The following is a 15,494-nucleotide window of genomic DNA, read 5'->3' as shown; positions in this document are numbered from 1 at the left end:
GATGACTTGAGCGAACAGCACGCGAACGACGTGGAGCCATTGATTTAGGCATTGAGTTGATTCTGTTTAAATTGATCACGGCGCCGATGCGGCGCTGCCCTGAACGCCACCAACAACTTCCCTGAAAAATAGGCCTGGTTAGGCATATTTTTTCTTCCCCAGAGCACTTTCCCTGCCCCCACCGGAAGCTTCAGCCATCTCGTGGGCGAGGCGAGGGTAACGCCACCGATATTTGGACCGATGGGAACGCAATCGTAGTACTGACTCATGATCAGAAACATGAAACATTGCGGATGCCTGAATATCGGCAGGTAGGCTCTAAACTTTAGGGTGAGACGTTGCGGAGCCTCCGCTCGACGCACTCGCCGGGCTTCCTGAGGTCCGTCGAGATGAGTGGACGCCAACGGGTTAAGCGGCAACCTGATTCACATAGACGTACCCGCATCCGAACGTGCATCAAAACACGACAAAGTCCGAGTCAACGACGTACGTCAAACCCGGCACAAAAGTGGTCTACGCCGCCCCCGCCATACGACCGCTCTCCGCAATTCGTATCCGTTAGTCCCCAGGAAGCGCTTGCCGATTAGCGCTTTCCGAACCAGAAGAAAATACAACTGAAAGAAACAATTGGTACGATGAAATCGTCTCTGGCCGGGCAACTTCACGCAAATGAAAGCTGCAAACTGCTATTGAAGATCGCCTCTGCTGAATAGTCCGAAACAGCAATAAATAAAATATTTTCGCTGCGCCTGTATTCGCGGTCGCATCTTACGGCGACGGCTTTTCCCAGACTGACCACTCTTGCAGATAACTAATATGGGTTATAGAACCAGGATTGCACTTGTCTCGGTAGTTGTCATCATGCCTCTGCCTGCATTCGCCACTCTCGGCGGCAATATGTCGAGCATCGTCGCCGACCAGACTCAATTGCAAGCCAGCACTCAGCAATCGACATCCTCGGCGATCCGGGCGAATGCCAGCAGCGCCGCGAATACAACCAACGCGCCCACCGTTTTACCGGCCGGCGTCTCGGTCCAGCAATTGACTCAAACGGATGGGACCGTCATTAAAGAGTTCCTATCGAACGGCAGCGTATTCGGCATCGCGTGGCGAGGCCCGACGCCCCCGAATCTACGACAGCTGCTCGGCAATTATTTTCCGGCTTACGCCGCAGGCATCCAGAGCGCGAATCAGAACGGCGAGCGAGGTCCCATCGCATTTCAGGCTGCCGGGATGGTTGTCTCCACGGGCGGTCATATGAACTCATTCTTCGGCCAGGCTTTCCTGCCCGCACTGCTGCCGCAAGGCGTAACGGCTCAGGCTATTCAGTAAGGACCTCTATGCGCAGGTTTTTTATTGCAGCGCTCTTGCTGCTGCTGGCAGGCTGTGGCGGCGGCTCCGGGAGCTCGGTCTCAACCGGAACGTCCGGTCAGAATAAGGCCGCGATTTCAGTGGATGGCACGTTCGGCGTCGTTAATCGCGCCTATACTAACGTCACGATTTGCGCGCCGGGCACCAATAATTGCCAGACCATCGATCACGTGCTGATCGATACCGGCTCGGTCGGTTTAAGGTTGTTGTCGACCCCTGCCATCGCAGCATTGAATCTTGCCAGTCAAAACACCAGTGCCGGCAATCAACTCGGCGAATGCTATTTTTATGTGAGCAGTTATGTCTGGGGCTCGGCCAGGTTGGCGGACGTCAAAATGGGTGGAGAAACCGCTAGCAATATCGCTGTTCATATCGTGGCCGACCCCGCCATGCCGGCCGCGCCGAATTATTGCTCCAGTACCGGCGGCGCCGCACAAAGCACCAGCGCGGCGATGAACGCCAACGGCATTATGGGCATCGGCGTCACGCCAGCCGATTGCGGCTCGGGATGTTCCCTCAACCCGGCCAATAACCGTTACTACACCTGCGGCGCGACTTCGTGCACGTCGACCGCCGTCCCGCTGGCACAACAAGTCGGCAATCCGGTGGCGCAATTCGCTCAGGACAATAACGGCGTCATCATGCAACTGCCCAGTATTTCGAGCGCTGGGGCGGTCAATGCGACGGGGCAGTTGATCTTCGGTATCGGCACGCAGGCGGACAACGCCCTGGGCAGCGCACAGGTCTATGCCACCAACCTGAATGGGGATATCACGACGGTCTATAACGGCACGTCTTATCCGGATAGCTTTATCGACAGTGGAACGAATCGCTACAGCTTCAACGACAGCAGTCTGCCGCTTTGTGCTGGCACTGTGGACTACTGTCCGGCTTCACCGACCGCGCTATCCGCCGTCAATGTCGGCGGCAATGGAATCAACGGCACGGTCAATTTCAACGTCGCCAATGTCAACAGCCTGTTCGGCGCCGGCAACTTCGCGCAAAACGATCGCGCCGGGCCGATCTCCGCCCTGGGTGCAGCGAGTTTCCTCTCGACCAGCTTCGATTGGGGGCTGCCGTTCTTTTACGGCCGCTCGTTGTTCGTTGCGTTCAACGGACGAAGCACGCCCGGCGGCGCGGGGCCGTATTATGCCTATTGATCAGGTCCACGCAATCCCGGGAGTGCGAGCGTTTCCGGCCGGGCTCAATCTCATTGAGCCGCGCGGGGAGCGAATGTTATCGACGGCGCAACGGCAATGACTACCTCAACCACACCCCAACTCGATCTGTCGAAGTTTCCGCGCCGCGCCCTCCTCGAAGGGCCGACGCCGATCCAGCATCTGCCTCGCCTGAGCGCCCACTTAGGCGGCGCGAACGTGTTCGTCAAACGAGATGATCTGAATGGTCTGGGCGGTGGCGGCAACAAGTTGCGCAAGCTCGAATTCCTGATAGGCGAAGCGCTAGCGAGCGGTGCGGACACGATCATTACCGTCGGTGCGCGGCAGTCGAATCACGCGCGCCTGACGGCCGCGGCCGCGGCGCGTGTCGGCCTCGAGTGCGAGCTGGTTCTGACGAGAGCGGTGCCGCGTGACGACCCCGACTACGTCGACAACGGCAACATTCTGCTCGACGCATTGTTCGACGCGCACGTGCACGATTTGCCTGGCTCGGCCAACGCGCTGCAATTCGCCGAGGACCGCGCGAGCGAGTTGCGCGCGCAAGGCCGTCGCGTCTATGTCTGTCCGCTGGGCGGCTCGAGTCCGGTGGGCTGTTTGGGCTATGCGGATTGCGCGGCTGAAATCGTCGGCCAGGCGAAGGTAGATGGCATATCGTTCGATCGCATCGTGGTTCCCAACGGGAGCGGTGGGATGCACGCCGGACTCGTCGCCGGATTGGTTGCGATGGGACGGGATCCGTCGCTCGTGAGCGCGTTCACGGTGTATGGCAAGGCCGAACAGGCCCGCTCGACCACGCTCGATAAAGCCAACCAGACGGCGCAACTCATCAACGCGACTCTCCGCGTGGACAGCAGCGCGATTTCAATCGATGAAGCGCAACTCGGCGCCGGCTACGGCATCCCAACCGATGGCATGCGCGCAGCAGTTCGCCTGATGGCGTCGACGGAAGGATTGCTGCTCGACCCGGTCTACGGTGGAAAAGCCTTCGCGGGTCTGGTGGAAAACGCCACCGCCGGACACTATCGCGCAGGACAGAACATCCTGTTCGTCATGACGGGTGGTCTGCCCGGGCTCTTCGCCTACCGAAGCGAGTTCTGACGGTTTAACAGTCGGCCAGAAAAAGCCGACGGTTAAACCGTTGAACCATCAAACGCTTACGCGCTGATATCGATGCTCTTGCCGACCGCGGCGTTAGCGCCGCTCGCTTGAGACGTCGACGTCGACGGCACGGCATCGGCCGACGCGCTCAACACGATTCCCTTGGAATGCAGATGATGGTGATGGCTTCCCGTCGTACTGGTCGACGAGGTAGCCGCCTTCAGGTGCGTAGCAAAAGTCGGTTGCTGGCTGGCGCTGGCGCCCGAAGCGCTCGCGCTGCTCTTGTTGCCGGCCAGTTGCGACAGACCGGAACGGATTGCGCTGCCTACATTGCTGAGCAGCGTTGAGGCTAGACCGATTGGAATCATTTCGACGTCCGTCGTGAGAAGAGGTGGCTTAAACAGCCATGCCGACCGACTATATCGTGCTCCGATGGCAGCGAACGCGGCGAATAGAGCGGGGAATTGCCGCCTTTTCACTGGGCTCGCGAGTGGTTTGGCAAGCTACCCGCCCGCGCAACGACACTAACTAAGTATCCCACTCTCGACTCAGCCCTCCCGCCGCCGTTCCACATAGGTCTCTGCGCAGATCGCCTGCAACGACGCAATGAAAAGAGTCAGCGCCTCCGGACGCGGCCGTTGCGAATGCGTGAACACGGCGATCGGCGGCAGCGTCCACTGAAACGAATACGGCACGATCGCCACGCCCGCGATTCGAACCAGCTCTTCGGCGATATCGGCCGGAACGATCGACACGGCGTTTTCACCCGACGCAATCATTTCGCCGATCAGCTTGGACGAGTAACTCTCCACCATCGGCACAGGCGGCGCTGCGCCCGCAGCCAGAAACAGATCCGACACCTGCTCGCGCATTGGCGTCTGCGGGGCGCCGAGAATCCAGTCGAGCGTACGCAGCGTGTTCCAGTCGAGCTTCACGCGCGCCAGTTGCGCGGCCAGCCGCCGGTTCGCAATCAGCCGGGGCTGTTGCTGGTACAGCACCTCGAAGCCGACCTGCGACAGATCCAGCGCCGCCGACGCGCGCCCGATCACGATGTCGACGGTATGGTCGTGTAGTTGCGAGAGCAATTGCTCGCTGGTGCCTTCGTGAATCGTCACGGTCAAGCGCCGCGCCATACCGGATTTCAGGCGCCGCAAGGTCGCCGACAGCATCTGCCCGGAGATGAACGGAATCACCCCGACATGCAGATGCGCCGCATGCCCGGACGCCACCGCCTGCATATCGCGCGCGAGGTGGTCGAGATCGTGGACCATCGCCTGCGCGCGCCTGAGCACCACAGTACCCAATGCGGTCGGCAGCATGCCGCGCGACGAGCGCTCGAACAGCGGCGTGCCGAACATGCTCTCCAGTTCCGCCAGCGCATTGGTCACGGCGGGCTGGCTGCTGGCCATATGCTCGGCGACTCGCGTGAGCGACCGGTGCTGCTCGATTTGCAGCAACAGCACCAGATGCCGCATTTTCAGCCGCGCGCTCAAGCGTCTGACCAGATCGTTCGATTCGAATGTCATCGCAAAGTCGTCGGTTAGCCCGCACCCATCACAAAAAAATGATGGACCGATATTAAAACAGAATGATCAGATTATGACGGCTCTCTAGAATCGCCTTAACAGATCGCACCGGGACCGGCTCGGCGCGCACCAAGGCGAAAAACATGAATCCGACCGACCAGCAAGCCGCTTTCGACTATCACGAATTCCCGACCCCGGGAAAGATCTCCGTGGTGGCCAGCAAACCGCTCGCGACCCAGCGCGACCTCGCGCTCGCCTATACGCCGGGCGTCGCCAGCGTGTGCTCGGCCATCGCGGAAGATCCGCTTCAGGCCTACCGCTTTACCGCTCGCGGCAACCTGGTCGGCGTGATCACCAACGGCACCGCGGTGCTGGGTCTCGGCAATATCGGCGCGCTGGCCTCCAAGCCGGTCATGGAAGGCAAAGCCGTGCTGTTCAAGAAGTTCGCCGGCGTCGACGTGTTCGACATCGAGATCAATGAAACCGACCCGGACAAGCTGGTCGACATCATTGCCGGCCTGGAGCCGACCTTCGGCGGGATCAACCTCGAAGACATCAAGGCGCCGGAGTGCTTTATCGTCGAACGCAAGCTGCGCGAGCGCATGAAGATTCCGGTCTTTCACGACGATCAGCACGGCACGGCGATCACCGTGTCGGCCGCGTTTATCAACGGCCTGAAGGTGGTGGGCAAGTCCATCGCCGAGGTCAAGGTCGTCACCTCCGGCGCGGGCGCCGCGGCGCTGGCCTGCCTCGATTTGCTGGTGGACCTCGGCCTGCCGGTGGAAAACATCTGGGCGACCGACATTGAAGGCGTCGTCTATCGCGGCCGCACAACGCTGATGGACCCGGACAAGGCGCGCTTCGCGCAGGAAACCCCGGCGCGCACGCTGGCCGAGGTGATCGAGGGCGCGGACGTGTTCCTCGGCCTGTCGGTGGGCGGCATTCTGAGCGCGGACATGCTGAAAGCCATGGCCGCGCGGCCGCTGATCCTCGCGCTGGCCAATCCGACGCCGGAGATTTTCCCGGAACTAGCACACGCGACCCGCGACGATGTCGTGATCGCGACCGGCCGCTCGGACTATCCGAATCAGGTCAACAACGTGCTGTGCTTCCCTTATATCTTCCGCGGCGCGCTCGACGTGGGCGCCACCACCATCACGCGGGAGATGGAAATCGCCGCCGTGCACGCGATTGCCGGCCTCGCTGAAGAAGAACAGAACGAAGTGGTCGCGGCCGCCTACGGCGCCTACGACGTGGCGTTCGGCCCGCAATACCTGATTCCCAAGCCGTTCGACCCGCGCCTGATCGTGCGGATCGCACCAGCCGTCGCGCGGGCGGCGATGGAAGGCGGCGTCGCGACCCGACCGCTGCCGGACCTGGACGCCTACGTCGAACAGTTGCAACAGTTCGTCTACCACTCGGGCGCGTTCATGAAGCCGCTTTTCTCGAACGCACGGCAATTCGTGCGCGACGGCGGCAAGGCGCGCATCGTCTTCACCGAAGGCGAGGACGAACGCGTGCTGCGCGCGGTGCAGGTGGTCGTCGACGAAAAGCTGGCGCGGCCGATTCTGGTCGGGCGGCCGGAGGTGCTGCTCGCGCGCATCGAGAAATTCGGTCTGCGCTTGCGACTCGGCCAGGACGTCGAAGTCACCAATCCCGAGTACGACGAGCGTTTCACGCAGTACTGGACGACTTACTGGGAATTGATGTGCCGCGACGGCATCACGAAGGAAATGGCGCGCGTCGAGACGCGCCGGCGCCTGACGCTGATCGGCGCGATGATGGTCCGCCTGGGCGACGCGGACGGCATGGTGTGCGGCACGGTGGGCGCGTATCACGACCACCTGCGCTTCGTCGACGAAGTGATCGGCAAGAAACCCGGCGCGCGCACCTACGCGGCGATGAACATTCTGCTGCTCGACGAGCGCACGGTCGCGCTGGTCGACACGCACATCAACGACGACCCCACCGCCGAACAGATCGCCGAATACACGATCGCCGCCGCGAAGCAGATGGCGTGGCTGAACCTGACGCCCAAGGCCGCCTTGCTGTCGCGCTCGAACTTCGGCTCGGGCGCCGCGGCCTCCGGCGCGAAGATGCGCCGCGCGCTGGAACTGGTGCGGGCGCAGGCGCCCGAGCTCGAAGTGGACGGCGAAATGCATGGCGATTGCGCGCTGGACGAAGCGTTGCGCCTGCGCATTCTGCCCAACTCGCCGCTCAAGGGCGCGGCCAATCTGCTGGTCTGCCCGAACGTGGACGCCGGCAACATTGCCTACAACCTGCTCAAAACCGGCGCGGGCAGCAATGTCGCCGTGGGCCCGTTCCTGCTCGGCGTCAACGCGCCGGTGAATATCCTGACCTCGAGCTCCACGGTCAGGCGGATCGTCAACATGACGGCGCTGACCGTGCTGCAGGCGAACCTGACGGATCACTGAGCGGTTCCACTGCTGAATCCACGCCCGCGGGAGTTCCGGCGCGGGGCGGGCGGCGGGAACCCGCCGCGGCGCCGGCGCGCGTTGGCGGGCCGGCTCGGGAGGCATCCGCAGCCGTCCGCCAGTCGGCCAAACGGCCTATCCCTTCCGGCGGAGGCGACTTGGAACCGCGCGTGGCGTAAAATACGCGCTTTCCCGAAAATCTCCGCCAACATGACGCTCGCCTCCACTCTAGAGATCATCGCCGAACTGAAAGCCGGCCGGATGGTGATCCTCGTCGACGAAGAAGATCGCGAAAACGAGGGCGACCTCGTGATCGCCGCCGAATTCGTCACGCCGGAAGCGATCAACTTCATGGCCCGCTACGGCCGTGGCCTGATCTGCCTGACGCTCACCCAGGAGCGCTGCAAGCTGCTGAACCTGCCGCTCATGACGTACCGTAACGGCACGCAGTACGGCACGGCGTTCACGGTCAGCATCGAAGCGGCTGAAGGCGTAACCACCGGTATCTCCGCGGCAGACCGCGCCCGCACGATCGCTACAGCGGTCGCGGCGGACGCCAAGGCCGAGCACATCGTGCAGCCGGGCCACGTGTTCCCGATCATGGCCCAGCCGGGCGGCGTGCTGGTGCGCGCCGGCCATACCGAGGCCGGTTGCGACTTCACCGCGCTGGCAGGCCTCACGCCGGCCGCGGTGATCTGCGAAGTCATCAAAGACGACGGCACCATGGCGCGTCTGCCGGACCTGCTGGAGTTCGCGAAAGAACACGATCTCAAGATCGGCACGATCGCGGATCTGATCCACTATCGCAGCCGCACCGAGTCGATCGTCGAGCGTATTTGCGAACGCACCATGCAAACGGCGCACGGCGCGTTCCGCGCGGTCATGTATCTCGACCAGCCGAGCGGCCAGCCGCATCTCGCGCTGGTGCGCGGCACGCCGTGCACGGATCAGGACACGCTGGTGCGCGTGCATGAGCCGCTGTCGGTGCTGGATCTGCTGGAAGTCAGCGAATCCACCCACTCATGGACCCTCGACGCGGCCATGAAAGAAATCGCCGCGCGCGACTGCGGCGTGATCGTGCTGCTGAACTGCGGCGACACGAAAGACCATCTGATCGACGTGTTCAAGGCCTTCGATTCGAAGGAAAAAGCCGAGGCGCTCAAACGCCGTCCGGTCGACTTCAAGACGTACGGCATCGGCGCGCAGATTTTGCGCGAGCTGGGTGTCGGCAAGATGCAGGTCCTGTCGAACCCGCGCAAGCTGGGCAGCATGTCGGGTTACGGTCTCGAAGTCACCGGCTTCGTTCCGATGCCGGGCAGCAAGGCACAAGCTCCACAAGGCTGATCCGACCACTCTCGCGCATTAGCGCCCACTCAAAACACTACGGAATTCACAATGGAAATCGGACAATACCAACCGAATCTCGACGGCGACGGACTGCGCATCGGCATCGTCCAGGCGCGCTTTAACGAACCCGTTTGCAACGGCCTCGCCGACTCCTGCATCGAAGAACTCGAACGCCTTGGCGTGACCGGCGAAGACGTGCTGCTGGTCACCGTGCCGGGCGCACTGGAAATTCCGCTGGCACTGCAAAAGCTCGCCGAAAGCGCGCAATTCGACGCACTGATCGCGCTCGGCGCGGTGATTCGCGGCGAGACGTACCACTTCGAACTGGTCTCGAACGAAAGCGGCGCGGGCATCACGCGTATCGGTCTCGACTTCGGCATTCCGGTCGCGAACGCCGTGCTGACCACTGAAAACGACGAGCAAGCCGTCGCCCGCATGACCGAAAAGGGTCGTGACGCAGCGCGTGTGGCCGTCGAAATGGCGAACCTCTCCGTCGCGCTCGAACAACTCGGCGGCGACGACGAAGAAGAAGACGAAGAAGAGGAAGAGGCATGAAGAGCGCACGCCGACGCTCCCGCGAACTGGCCACGCAGGGGCTTTACCAGTGGCTGCTGTCGGGTTCGCCCGGCGCCGAAATCGACGCGCAACTGCGCGGCGCGCAAGGCTACGACAAGGCCGATCACGAACATCTGAACGCGCTGCTGGAAGGCGTGATCCGCGATTCGGAAGCGCTCTCCGCCGACATCGCGCCGTGTCTCGACCGTCCGCTCGAACAGCTCTCGCCGGTCGAACGCGCGGTGCTGCTGGTCGCCGCCTACGAGTTTAAGAACCATGTGGATATTCCCTATCGCGTGGTCATCAACGAAGCGGTCGAACTCGCCAAGACGTTCGGCGGCGCGGACGGCTACAAGTACGTGAACGGCGTGCTGGACAAGCTGGCGGCGCAATTGCGCGCGGCTGAAACGCAAGCGGCCCGCAAGTCTTGAGCTTGAGGCAGTGCATGGCTGCGGCGTGAGCCGCGGCCATGCACTGGGTTTGCTGAATCTGGACCGTCTTTGCTTCTGAATGCATCTGAACTGATCGTATGAACTCCGTGACCGAACCCTTGGTGCGGCTCGCCGCGCGCGTCGATGCCATCCAGCCTTTCTATGTGATGGAGCTGGCCAAGGAGGCCGCGCTGCTGGAGCGCGACGGGCGCGACATCATTCACATGGGAATCGGCGAACCCGATTTCACCGCGCCCGAACCGGTTATCGAGGCCGCCGCGAACGCGCTGCGCCGCGGCGTCACGCAATACACCAATGCGCTCGGCCTGCAGCCGCTGCGCGAAGCCATCTCGGCGCACTACGCCGACTTCTACGGCGTGAACGTCGACCCGGCCCGGATCGTGGTCACGGCCGGCGCTTCCGCCGCGTTGCTGCTGGCATGCGCGGCGCTGGTCGATCGCGACGACGAAGTGCTGATGCCCGACCCATGCTATCCGTGCAACCGGCATTTCGTGATCGCCGCCGAAGGCAAACCGGTCATGGTGCCGAGCGGCCCGGCCGAGCGTTTCCAGCTGACCGCCGCCGACGTCGAACGTCTGTGGAACGAGCACACCCGTGGTGTGCTGCTGGCCTCGCCGTCGAATCCGACCGGCACGTCGATCGAACCCGCCGAACTCGAGCGCATCGTCAAAGCGGTGCGCTCGCGCGGCGGCTTTACCATCGTCGACGAAATCTACCAGGGCTTGAGCTACGACGCGAAGCCGGTGTCGGCGCTGTCGTTCGGCGACGACGTGATCACCGTCAACAGTTTCTCGAAGTACTTCAACATGACCGGCTGGCGGCTCGGCTGGCTGGTGGTGCCGCCGAACATGGTCGGCGCGTTCGAAAAGCTCGCGCAGAACCTGTTCATCTGCGCGTCGGCGCTCGCCCAGCACGCGGCGCTCGCGTGCTTCGAACCGGACACCATCGCCATCTACGAAAGCCGGCGGCTGGAGTTCAAGCGTCGGCGTGACTTCATCGCGCCGGCTTTGGAAGCGCTAGGTTTTTCGGTGCCGGTCATGCCCGACGGCGCGTTCTACGTCTACGCGGATTGCCGCACGGTCGCGCATCCGGCCGCCGGCGACAGCGCCGCGTTGACCAAAGCGATGCTGCACGATGCGGGCGTGGTGCTGGTGCCGGGAATGGATTTCGGCACGCATGCGCCGAAGGACTACATCCGGTTGTCGTATGCAACGGCTTATCCGAAGCTGGAAGAAGCCGTCGACCGGCTGGCGAAGCTGTTCGGGCGGCATTGATTCTTCTGGGTCGGCTCGCCAGACGTAAAAAAGGACACCCCTGAGTGTCCTTTTTTCATGGCCGTGGCCTTGCCCTTGCATCAGCCCGGTCGCGTCCAGCTCATATCGCCAACCTTAAGCACCGAACTCCGAATTCGAAGCAACATGCTTGGGCGCGTTGGAACTGGCGTCGTCCTGCTCGGACACCGGCGTCTTCACCGGTGCCGCGCTCAGCGGATGACCGCCGTCGAGCGTCACCTGCACGCGCTTGCCGCTGGCAGCCGCCGCAGCCGTCGTATTCGCCGACGCAGTCGTCAGAACCGGCGATTGCGGCGCATTGATCGGCACCTTGCGGCCACGCGCCACGTCACGCAGACGGCCGCGCTCAGCCATCACCTTGGCGCCGTAACCGCCGTCGTCCTGCGAGGTCGAGCCCACGTACAGGCGCAAGCCACCCGGCAACGAACCACCACGGGCGATGCAATCCTTCAGCACCAGCGCGCCCACCTTGATGTTCGCGACCGGTTCGAGCGCCGCGCCCTGGCCGCCGAAGTACTGGAACTTGTCCGAATGCACCTTCGACATAACCTGCATCAGGCCTTGCGCGCCCACGCCGCTCTCGGCGTACGGGTTGAAGCCGGATTCGATCGCCATCACGGACAGCAGCAGCAGCGGATCGAGACCGACTTCGCGGCCGGTGTCGAACGCGGCCTTGACGAGCTCGCTAACGGGCTCCTGAGCGACGCGATAACGCCGCGCCAGGTAAGACGCGACCAGATCCTGCTCACGAGTCGACACCAGCACGCGGTCATCGCGGGCGTCGGCGGAGACGCGCTGCGACGGGATCAGACGCGCCAGCGCGCTGACGCTTTGCATGGTGCGCGGGTCGAGCCCGTTGAGGGCCGCGACGCCCATACCGGCCGAACCGGAGCCGTCGAAGGCGCCGTCAAAGCTGGTGTTGCTCACGGTGGCGGCGGTGTTGCCGTTGCTCGCACCGCTCGCGCTGTCGGCACCGTTCGAATTGGCGGACAGCGATTCGTCGGAAGACGGGCTACCCGGCGGGCCGAACGACGGCAGCGGGTTGCCCTGCAGCAACCGGGCAGGCCCGGCTTGCACGGCGGCCGACACAACCGGCATCAGCTTGGCGGCGAGTGTGCCGCGCAAGGCCGGCATCAGCCACAGTACGAGTGCCAGCACGACAGCGATTCCGCCGACGATGCTGAACAGGTGATGACTCATTCGCGTCCCGCGACGCAGCACACCACGCACAACCTGCGCAATACGCTCATCGGGACGCCACGATAACCAGGCGTTCATTCAGATCTCCCATGTTGCATGATCCCCGAACTCCGCCATGTGAACAGGCGGTAACACACGTTCGAAGAGTCAAGACATCGCGTGCTCTGTCTGGTTAGGGCAGCAGCGACGTCGGGAAACGGCAAATACCGTCTGTGGGGAGCCGTCCTGAAAAGTGGACGCGGCATACCAAAAAAGTATGCAGGCGATGGCTCCCACGCGAAAAACCAGCGTCAGTTGGCGCTGGCGAGGACTTCAGTAAGGCCGTCAGATACCGTGCAGGGGTTCGGTAAACGGTGACGCGTTGCGTCTAAAGGGACCGGGGGCAGTGGTAAAAAGGTTCACGCCCTGCAACCAATGTGGACGGATTCTATGCAGGGTTTTATAGATCGTCAACACTATAGACGGGCAAAAGTATAACTAATTGTAATAATGAACAGTGTTCAGTCGGTCAAGAACCACGCAGCATGCGCCTTTTGAGCTATCTCAAATGGTTTCCTCTACCTAGGCCGTTCGGCTGAGCTACGTGCGCTAGTCAACGCAGGTAAAATCGACAATCGTTTTGGCGCGGTGGCAGCCTGCCGCGCCCCTCTTTCCCGCCGCTCGCGCGGCACTGAACCGCCCCAGATGAAATATAAAGACCTGCGTGATTTTGTCGGCCGTCTCGAATCGATCGGAGAGCTGCGCCGTATCTCGCAAACCGTCTCGCCTGTCCTGGAAATGACCGAACTGTGCGACCGCGTGCTGCGCACCGGCGGCCCGGCATTGTTGTTCGAGAGCAAGGCTGAGCATGCGTTTCCGGTGCTCGGCAACCTGTTCGGCACGCCGCGTCGGGTGGCGCTCGGCATGGGTGTCGACGCGCAGGCCGGTGAAGGCGACGGCGCCGCACTCGAGTCGCTGCGCGACGTCGGCCGGCTGCTCTCCGCGTTGAAGGAACCGGAGCCGCCGAAAGGCCTCAAGGACGCAGGCAAACTCTTCTCGCTGGCCAAGGCGGTGTGGGACATGGCGCCCAAAACAGTGAGCGCGCCGCCCTGCCAGGAAATCGTCTGGGAAGGCAACGACGTGGACCTCGCCAAGCTGCCGATTCAGACCTGCTGGCCGGGCGACGCCGGCCCGCTGATCACGTGGGGCCTGACCGTCACAAAAGGCCCAAATAAGAGCCGACAAAATTTAGGCATATATCGCCAGCAACTGATCGGGCGTAACAAACTGATCATGCGCTGGCTCGCCCATCGCGGCGGCGCGCTCGATTTCCGCGAATTCGCGCTGCAGAATCCGGGCAAACCTTATCCGGTGGCGGTCGTGCTGGGCGCCGATCCGGCCACGATCCTCGGTGCGGTCACGCCGGTGCCCGATACCTTGTCCGAATACCAGTTCGCCGGACTGCTGCGAGGCGGGCGCACTGAACTCGCCAAATGCATCACGCCGGGCGTCGACGGTTTGCAGGTGCCCGCGCGCGCCGAGATCGTGCTCGAGGGGTTCATCTATCCGCAGGAAGGCACGCCCTCACCCGCTCCGGCCGGCGCGCCGCCCCGGCCCGCCAAAGGTGCATCGGCCGGCTACGAACATGCGCTGGAAGGCCCGTACGGCGACCACACCGGCTACTACAACGAGCAGGAGTGGTTCCCCGTCTTCACCGTCGAACGCATCACCATGCGCCGCGATGCGATCTATCACTCCACCTACACCGGCAAACCGCCCGACGAACCCGCGGTGCTCGGCGTCGCGCTCAACGAAGTGTTCGTGCCGCTGTTGCAGAAGCAGTTCACCGAGATCACCGATTTCTATCTGCCGCCCGAAGGCTGCAGCTACCGCATGGCCATCGTGCAGATGAAGAAAAGCTACCCCGGCCACGCCAAGCGCGTGATGTTCGGCGTGTGGAGTTTTCTGCGCCAGTTCATGTATACGAAGTTCATCGTCGTGGTCGACGAAGACGTCAATATTCGCGACTGGAAAGAGGTGATCTGGGCGATCACCACGCGCATCGATCCCGCGCGCGACACGGTGCTGGTGGACCGCACGCCGATCGACTATCTGGATTTCGCGTCGCCGGTGGCGGGGCTCGGTTCGAAGATGGGTCTCGACGCCACCAACAAGTGGCCCGGCGAAACCGATCGCGAATGGGGCCGACCGATCGAGATGGACAAGGCGGTCAAACAACGCATCGACTCGTTGTGGAACGAGTTCGGCCTGTAGGTGAGACGCACGACAAGTTCAAATAACAAAACACCGAGGGAGTGGTTGCGCGGATGCATGCTTTTTCAATGATGTCGGATGGTTTTTTTCTGTCGTTGTCGTTGTGTCTGGATATCGGTCTCGTGAACGTCGCGATGATTTCGCTGACGCTCTCGCACGGCTTCAAACCCGGCTTCTGGCTCGGCCTCGGCTCGTGCATCGGCGACCTGATTTACGCGGCGCTCGCGCTCGCGGGCATGGCCGCGCTGCTGCAGTTCGAATCGGTGCGCTGGGTGGTGTGGATCGGCGGCGCGGCGATTTTGCTGTTTCTCACGTGGAAGATGGCGCGTGAGGCAATGTTCCCGGCGTCGGCGCCCGCAGTCGCCGGCGAGGCGGACGCGAATGCGCCGCATCTGTCCGCATGGCGCGGCTTTTTGCGCGGCGTCTTGCTGGCGGTGTCGTCGCCTTCGGCGATTCTGTGGTTCGCAGCCGTCGGCGGCGCGTTGATCGCGAAAGCCGGTGCGACGAGCGTCACAACAGCGCCGGTGTTTCTCGGCGGCTTCTTTCTCGGCGGACTGTGCTGGACAATCTTTATCTGCGGGCTCGGCAGTCACGGCCGCAAGCGCGCCGGCACCGGTTTGCTGCGCGCGTGTCATGTGCTGTCCGCGCTGCTGTTCGCGTACTTCTCATATAGCGTGATCGTCAACGGGTATCGCGATCTGATCGTGCAGACCGCGCACGCGGTGAGCTGATACGTAAACGGCTCGCGTTAGGCGAGCCGTTTTTCCATCTGCGACCCTCTATTCCG

14 protein-coding genes are annotated in these 15,494 nt (G+C 62.7%); 10 read left to right on the top strand and 4 right to left on the bottom strand.

All coding sequences use genetic code 11. The annotated features are described in order from the left end of the window. Window positions 1–44 precede the first annotated feature (44 nt). Complete coding sequence (locus GGD40_RS17080; RefSeq protein WP_179744325.1) at window positions 45–281, bottom strand: hypothetical protein; 237 nt, start codon at window positions 279–281, stop codon at window positions 45–47. A gap of 535 nt (window positions 282–816) precedes the next feature. Here GGD40_RS17080 and GGD40_RS17075 point away from each other — a divergent pair. From GGD40_RS17075 to GGD40_RS17065, 3 genes are all read left to right on the top strand, one after another. Next, window positions 817–1,332, top strand: coding sequence for a DUF2844 domain-containing protein (locus tag GGD40_RS17075; RefSeq protein WP_184000854.1), 516 nt, complete (start codon window positions 817–819; stop codon window positions 1,330–1,332). 8 nt (window positions 1,333–1,340) lie between these two features. Then, entirely contained in the window at window positions 1,341–2,531 is a 1,191-nt protein-coding gene (locus GGD40_RS17070) for a DUF3443 domain-containing protein (protein WP_179744323.1), read from the top strand. A gap of 96 nt (window positions 2,532–2,627) precedes the next feature. Continuing rightward, the gene (locus GGD40_RS17065; RefSeq protein ID WP_179744322.1) at window positions 2,628–3,647 is read left to right on the top strand and encodes a D-cysteine desulfhydrase family protein; all 1,020 of its coding nucleotides are present in this window, start codon (window positions 2,628–2,630) and stop codon (window positions 3,645–3,647) included. Between the two features lie 56 nt (window positions 3,648–3,703). Here the strand turns inward: GGD40_RS17065 and GGD40_RS17060 are convergent, their stop codons facing one another. Together GGD40_RS17060 and GGD40_RS17055 are read right to left on the bottom strand one after the other, a co-directional pair. After that, entirely contained in the window at window positions 3,704–4,015 is a 312-nt protein-coding gene (locus GGD40_RS17060) for a hypothetical protein (protein WP_179744321.1), read from the bottom strand. A gap of 180 nt (window positions 4,016–4,195) precedes the next feature. Further along, the gene (locus GGD40_RS17055) at window positions 4,196–5,173 is read right to left on the bottom strand and encodes a LysR family transcriptional regulator (RefSeq protein ID WP_179744320.1); all 978 of its coding nucleotides are present in this window, start codon (window positions 5,171–5,173) and stop codon (window positions 4,196–4,198) included. A 143-nt stretch (window positions 5,174–5,316) separates the two neighbouring features. Here GGD40_RS17055 and GGD40_RS17050 point away from each other — a divergent pair, with 143 nt between their 5' ends. From GGD40_RS17050 to GGD40_RS17030, 5 genes are all read left to right on the top strand, one after another. Next, window positions 5,317–7,608 (top strand): NADP-dependent malic enzyme, encoded by a 2,292-nt coding sequence (locus GGD40_RS17050; RefSeq protein ID WP_179703300.1) that lies wholly within the window; start codon window positions 5,317–5,319, stop codon window positions 7,606–7,608. Window positions 7,609–7,818: 210 nt separating this feature from the next. Then, window positions 7,819–8,952 carry a bifunctional 3,4-dihydroxy-2-butanone-4-phosphate synthase/GTP cyclohydrolase II gene (gene ribBA / locus GGD40_RS17045; RefSeq protein ID WP_179744319.1) on the top strand — a complete coding sequence of 378 codons (1,134 nt, stop codon included), beginning with the start codon at window positions 7,819–7,821 and terminating at the stop codon, window positions 8,950–8,952. Between the two features lie 51 nt (window positions 8,953–9,003). Continuing rightward, window positions 9,004–9,510 carry a 6,7-dimethyl-8-ribityllumazine synthase gene (gene ribH, locus GGD40_RS17040; RefSeq protein ID WP_054037335.1) on the top strand — a complete coding sequence of 169 codons (507 nt, stop codon included), beginning with the start codon at window positions 9,004–9,006 and terminating at the stop codon, window positions 9,508–9,510. Next, window positions 9,507–9,941 (top strand): transcription antitermination factor NusB, encoded by a 435-nt coding sequence (nusB, locus tag GGD40_RS17035; RefSeq protein ID WP_179744318.1) that lies wholly within the window; start codon window positions 9,507–9,509, stop codon window positions 9,939–9,941. Before ribH ends, nusB begins: the two co-directional genes overlap by 4 nt. Before the next feature lie 98 nt (window positions 9,942–10,039). Continuing rightward, window positions 10,040–11,236, top strand: coding sequence for a pyridoxal phosphate-dependent aminotransferase (locus GGD40_RS17030; protein WP_179744317.1), 1,197 nt, complete (start codon window positions 10,040–10,042; stop codon window positions 11,234–11,236). 114 nt (window positions 11,237–11,350) lie between these two features. Here the strand turns inward: GGD40_RS17030 and GGD40_RS17025 are convergent, their stop codons facing one another. Continuing rightward, complete coding sequence (locus GGD40_RS17025; RefSeq protein ID WP_179703296.1) at window positions 11,351–12,532, bottom strand: lytic transglycosylase domain-containing protein; 1,182 nt, start codon at window positions 12,530–12,532, stop codon at window positions 11,351–11,353. Window positions 12,533–13,138: 606 nt separating this feature from the next. On the opposite strand from GGD40_RS17025, the gene GGD40_RS17020 reads away from it, so the two are divergent. Together GGD40_RS17020 and GGD40_RS17015 are read left to right on the top strand one after the other, a co-directional pair. Next, a complete protein-coding gene (locus GGD40_RS17020) occupies window positions 13,139–14,707 on the top strand; it encodes a UbiD family decarboxylase (RefSeq protein ID WP_179744316.1) in 1,569 nt (522 codons plus the stop codon). 53 nt (window positions 14,708–14,760) lie between these two features. Then, window positions 14,761–15,438 (top strand): LysE family translocator, encoded by a 678-nt coding sequence (locus GGD40_RS17015; RefSeq protein ID WP_176058682.1) that lies wholly within the window; start codon window positions 14,761–14,763, stop codon window positions 15,436–15,438. The last annotated feature ends 56 nt before the right edge of the window (window positions 15,439–15,494 follow it).

It is taken from the genome of Paraburkholderia bryophila (assembly GCF_013409255.1).
Classification (GTDB): Bacteria; Pseudomonadota; Gammaproteobacteria; order Burkholderiales; family Burkholderiaceae; genus Paraburkholderia.
This window is presented reverse-complemented; position numbering and strand designations above follow the sequence as displayed.

What these genes read in the sequence shown, in the direction of transcription:
- GGD40_RS17015 (WP_176058682.1), top strand. Translation starts at nt 14,761, where the DNA reads ATGCATGCTTTTTCAATGATGTCGGATGGTTTTTTTCTGTCGTTGTCG.
- ribH (WP_054037335.1), top strand. Translation starts at nt 9,004, where the DNA reads ATGGAAATCGGACAATACCAACCGAATCTCGACGGCGACGGACTGCGC.
- GGD40_RS17030 (WP_179744317.1), top strand. Translation starts at nt 10,040, where the DNA reads ATGAACTCCGTGACCGAACCCTTGGTGCGGCTCGCCGCGCGCGTCGAT.
- GGD40_RS17055 (WP_179744320.1), bottom strand. Translation starts at nt 5,173, where the DNA reads ATGACATTCGAATCGAACGATCTGGTCAGACGCTTGAGCGCGCGGCTG.
- nusB (WP_179744318.1), top strand. Translation starts at nt 9,507, where the DNA reads ATGAAGAGCGCACGCCGACGCTCCCGCGAACTGGCCACGCAGGGGCTT.
- GGD40_RS17020 (WP_179744316.1), top strand. Translation starts at nt 13,139, where the DNA reads ATGAAATATAAAGACCTGCGTGATTTTGTCGGCCGTCTCGAATCGATC.
- GGD40_RS17080 (WP_179744325.1), bottom strand. Translation starts at nt 281, where the DNA reads ATGTTTCTGATCATGAGTCAGTACTACGATTGCGTTCCCATCGGTCCA.
- GGD40_RS17050 (WP_179703300.1), top strand. Translation starts at nt 5,317, where the DNA reads ATGAATCCGACCGACCAGCAAGCCGCTTTCGACTATCACGAATTCCCG.
- GGD40_RS17065 (WP_179744322.1), top strand. Translation starts at nt 2,628, where the DNA reads ATGACTACCTCAACCACACCCCAACTCGATCTGTCGAAGTTTCCGCGC.
- ribBA (WP_179744319.1), top strand. Translation starts at nt 7,819, where the DNA reads ATGACGCTCGCCTCCACTCTAGAGATCATCGCCGAACTGAAAGCCGGC.
- GGD40_RS17075 (WP_184000854.1), top strand. Translation starts at nt 817, where the DNA reads ATGGGTTATAGAACCAGGATTGCACTTGTCTCGGTAGTTGTCATCATG.
- GGD40_RS17060 (WP_179744321.1), bottom strand. Translation starts at nt 4,015, where the DNA reads ATGATTCCAATCGGTCTAGCCTCAACGCTGCTCAGCAATGTAGGCAGC.
- GGD40_RS17025 (WP_179703296.1), bottom strand. Translation starts at nt 12,532, where the DNA reads ATGAACGCCTGGTTATCGTGGCGTCCCGATGAGCGTATTGCGCAGGTT.
- GGD40_RS17070 (WP_179744323.1), top strand. Translation starts at nt 1,341, where the DNA reads ATGCGCAGGTTTTTTATTGCAGCGCTCTTGCTGCTGCTGGCAGGCTGT.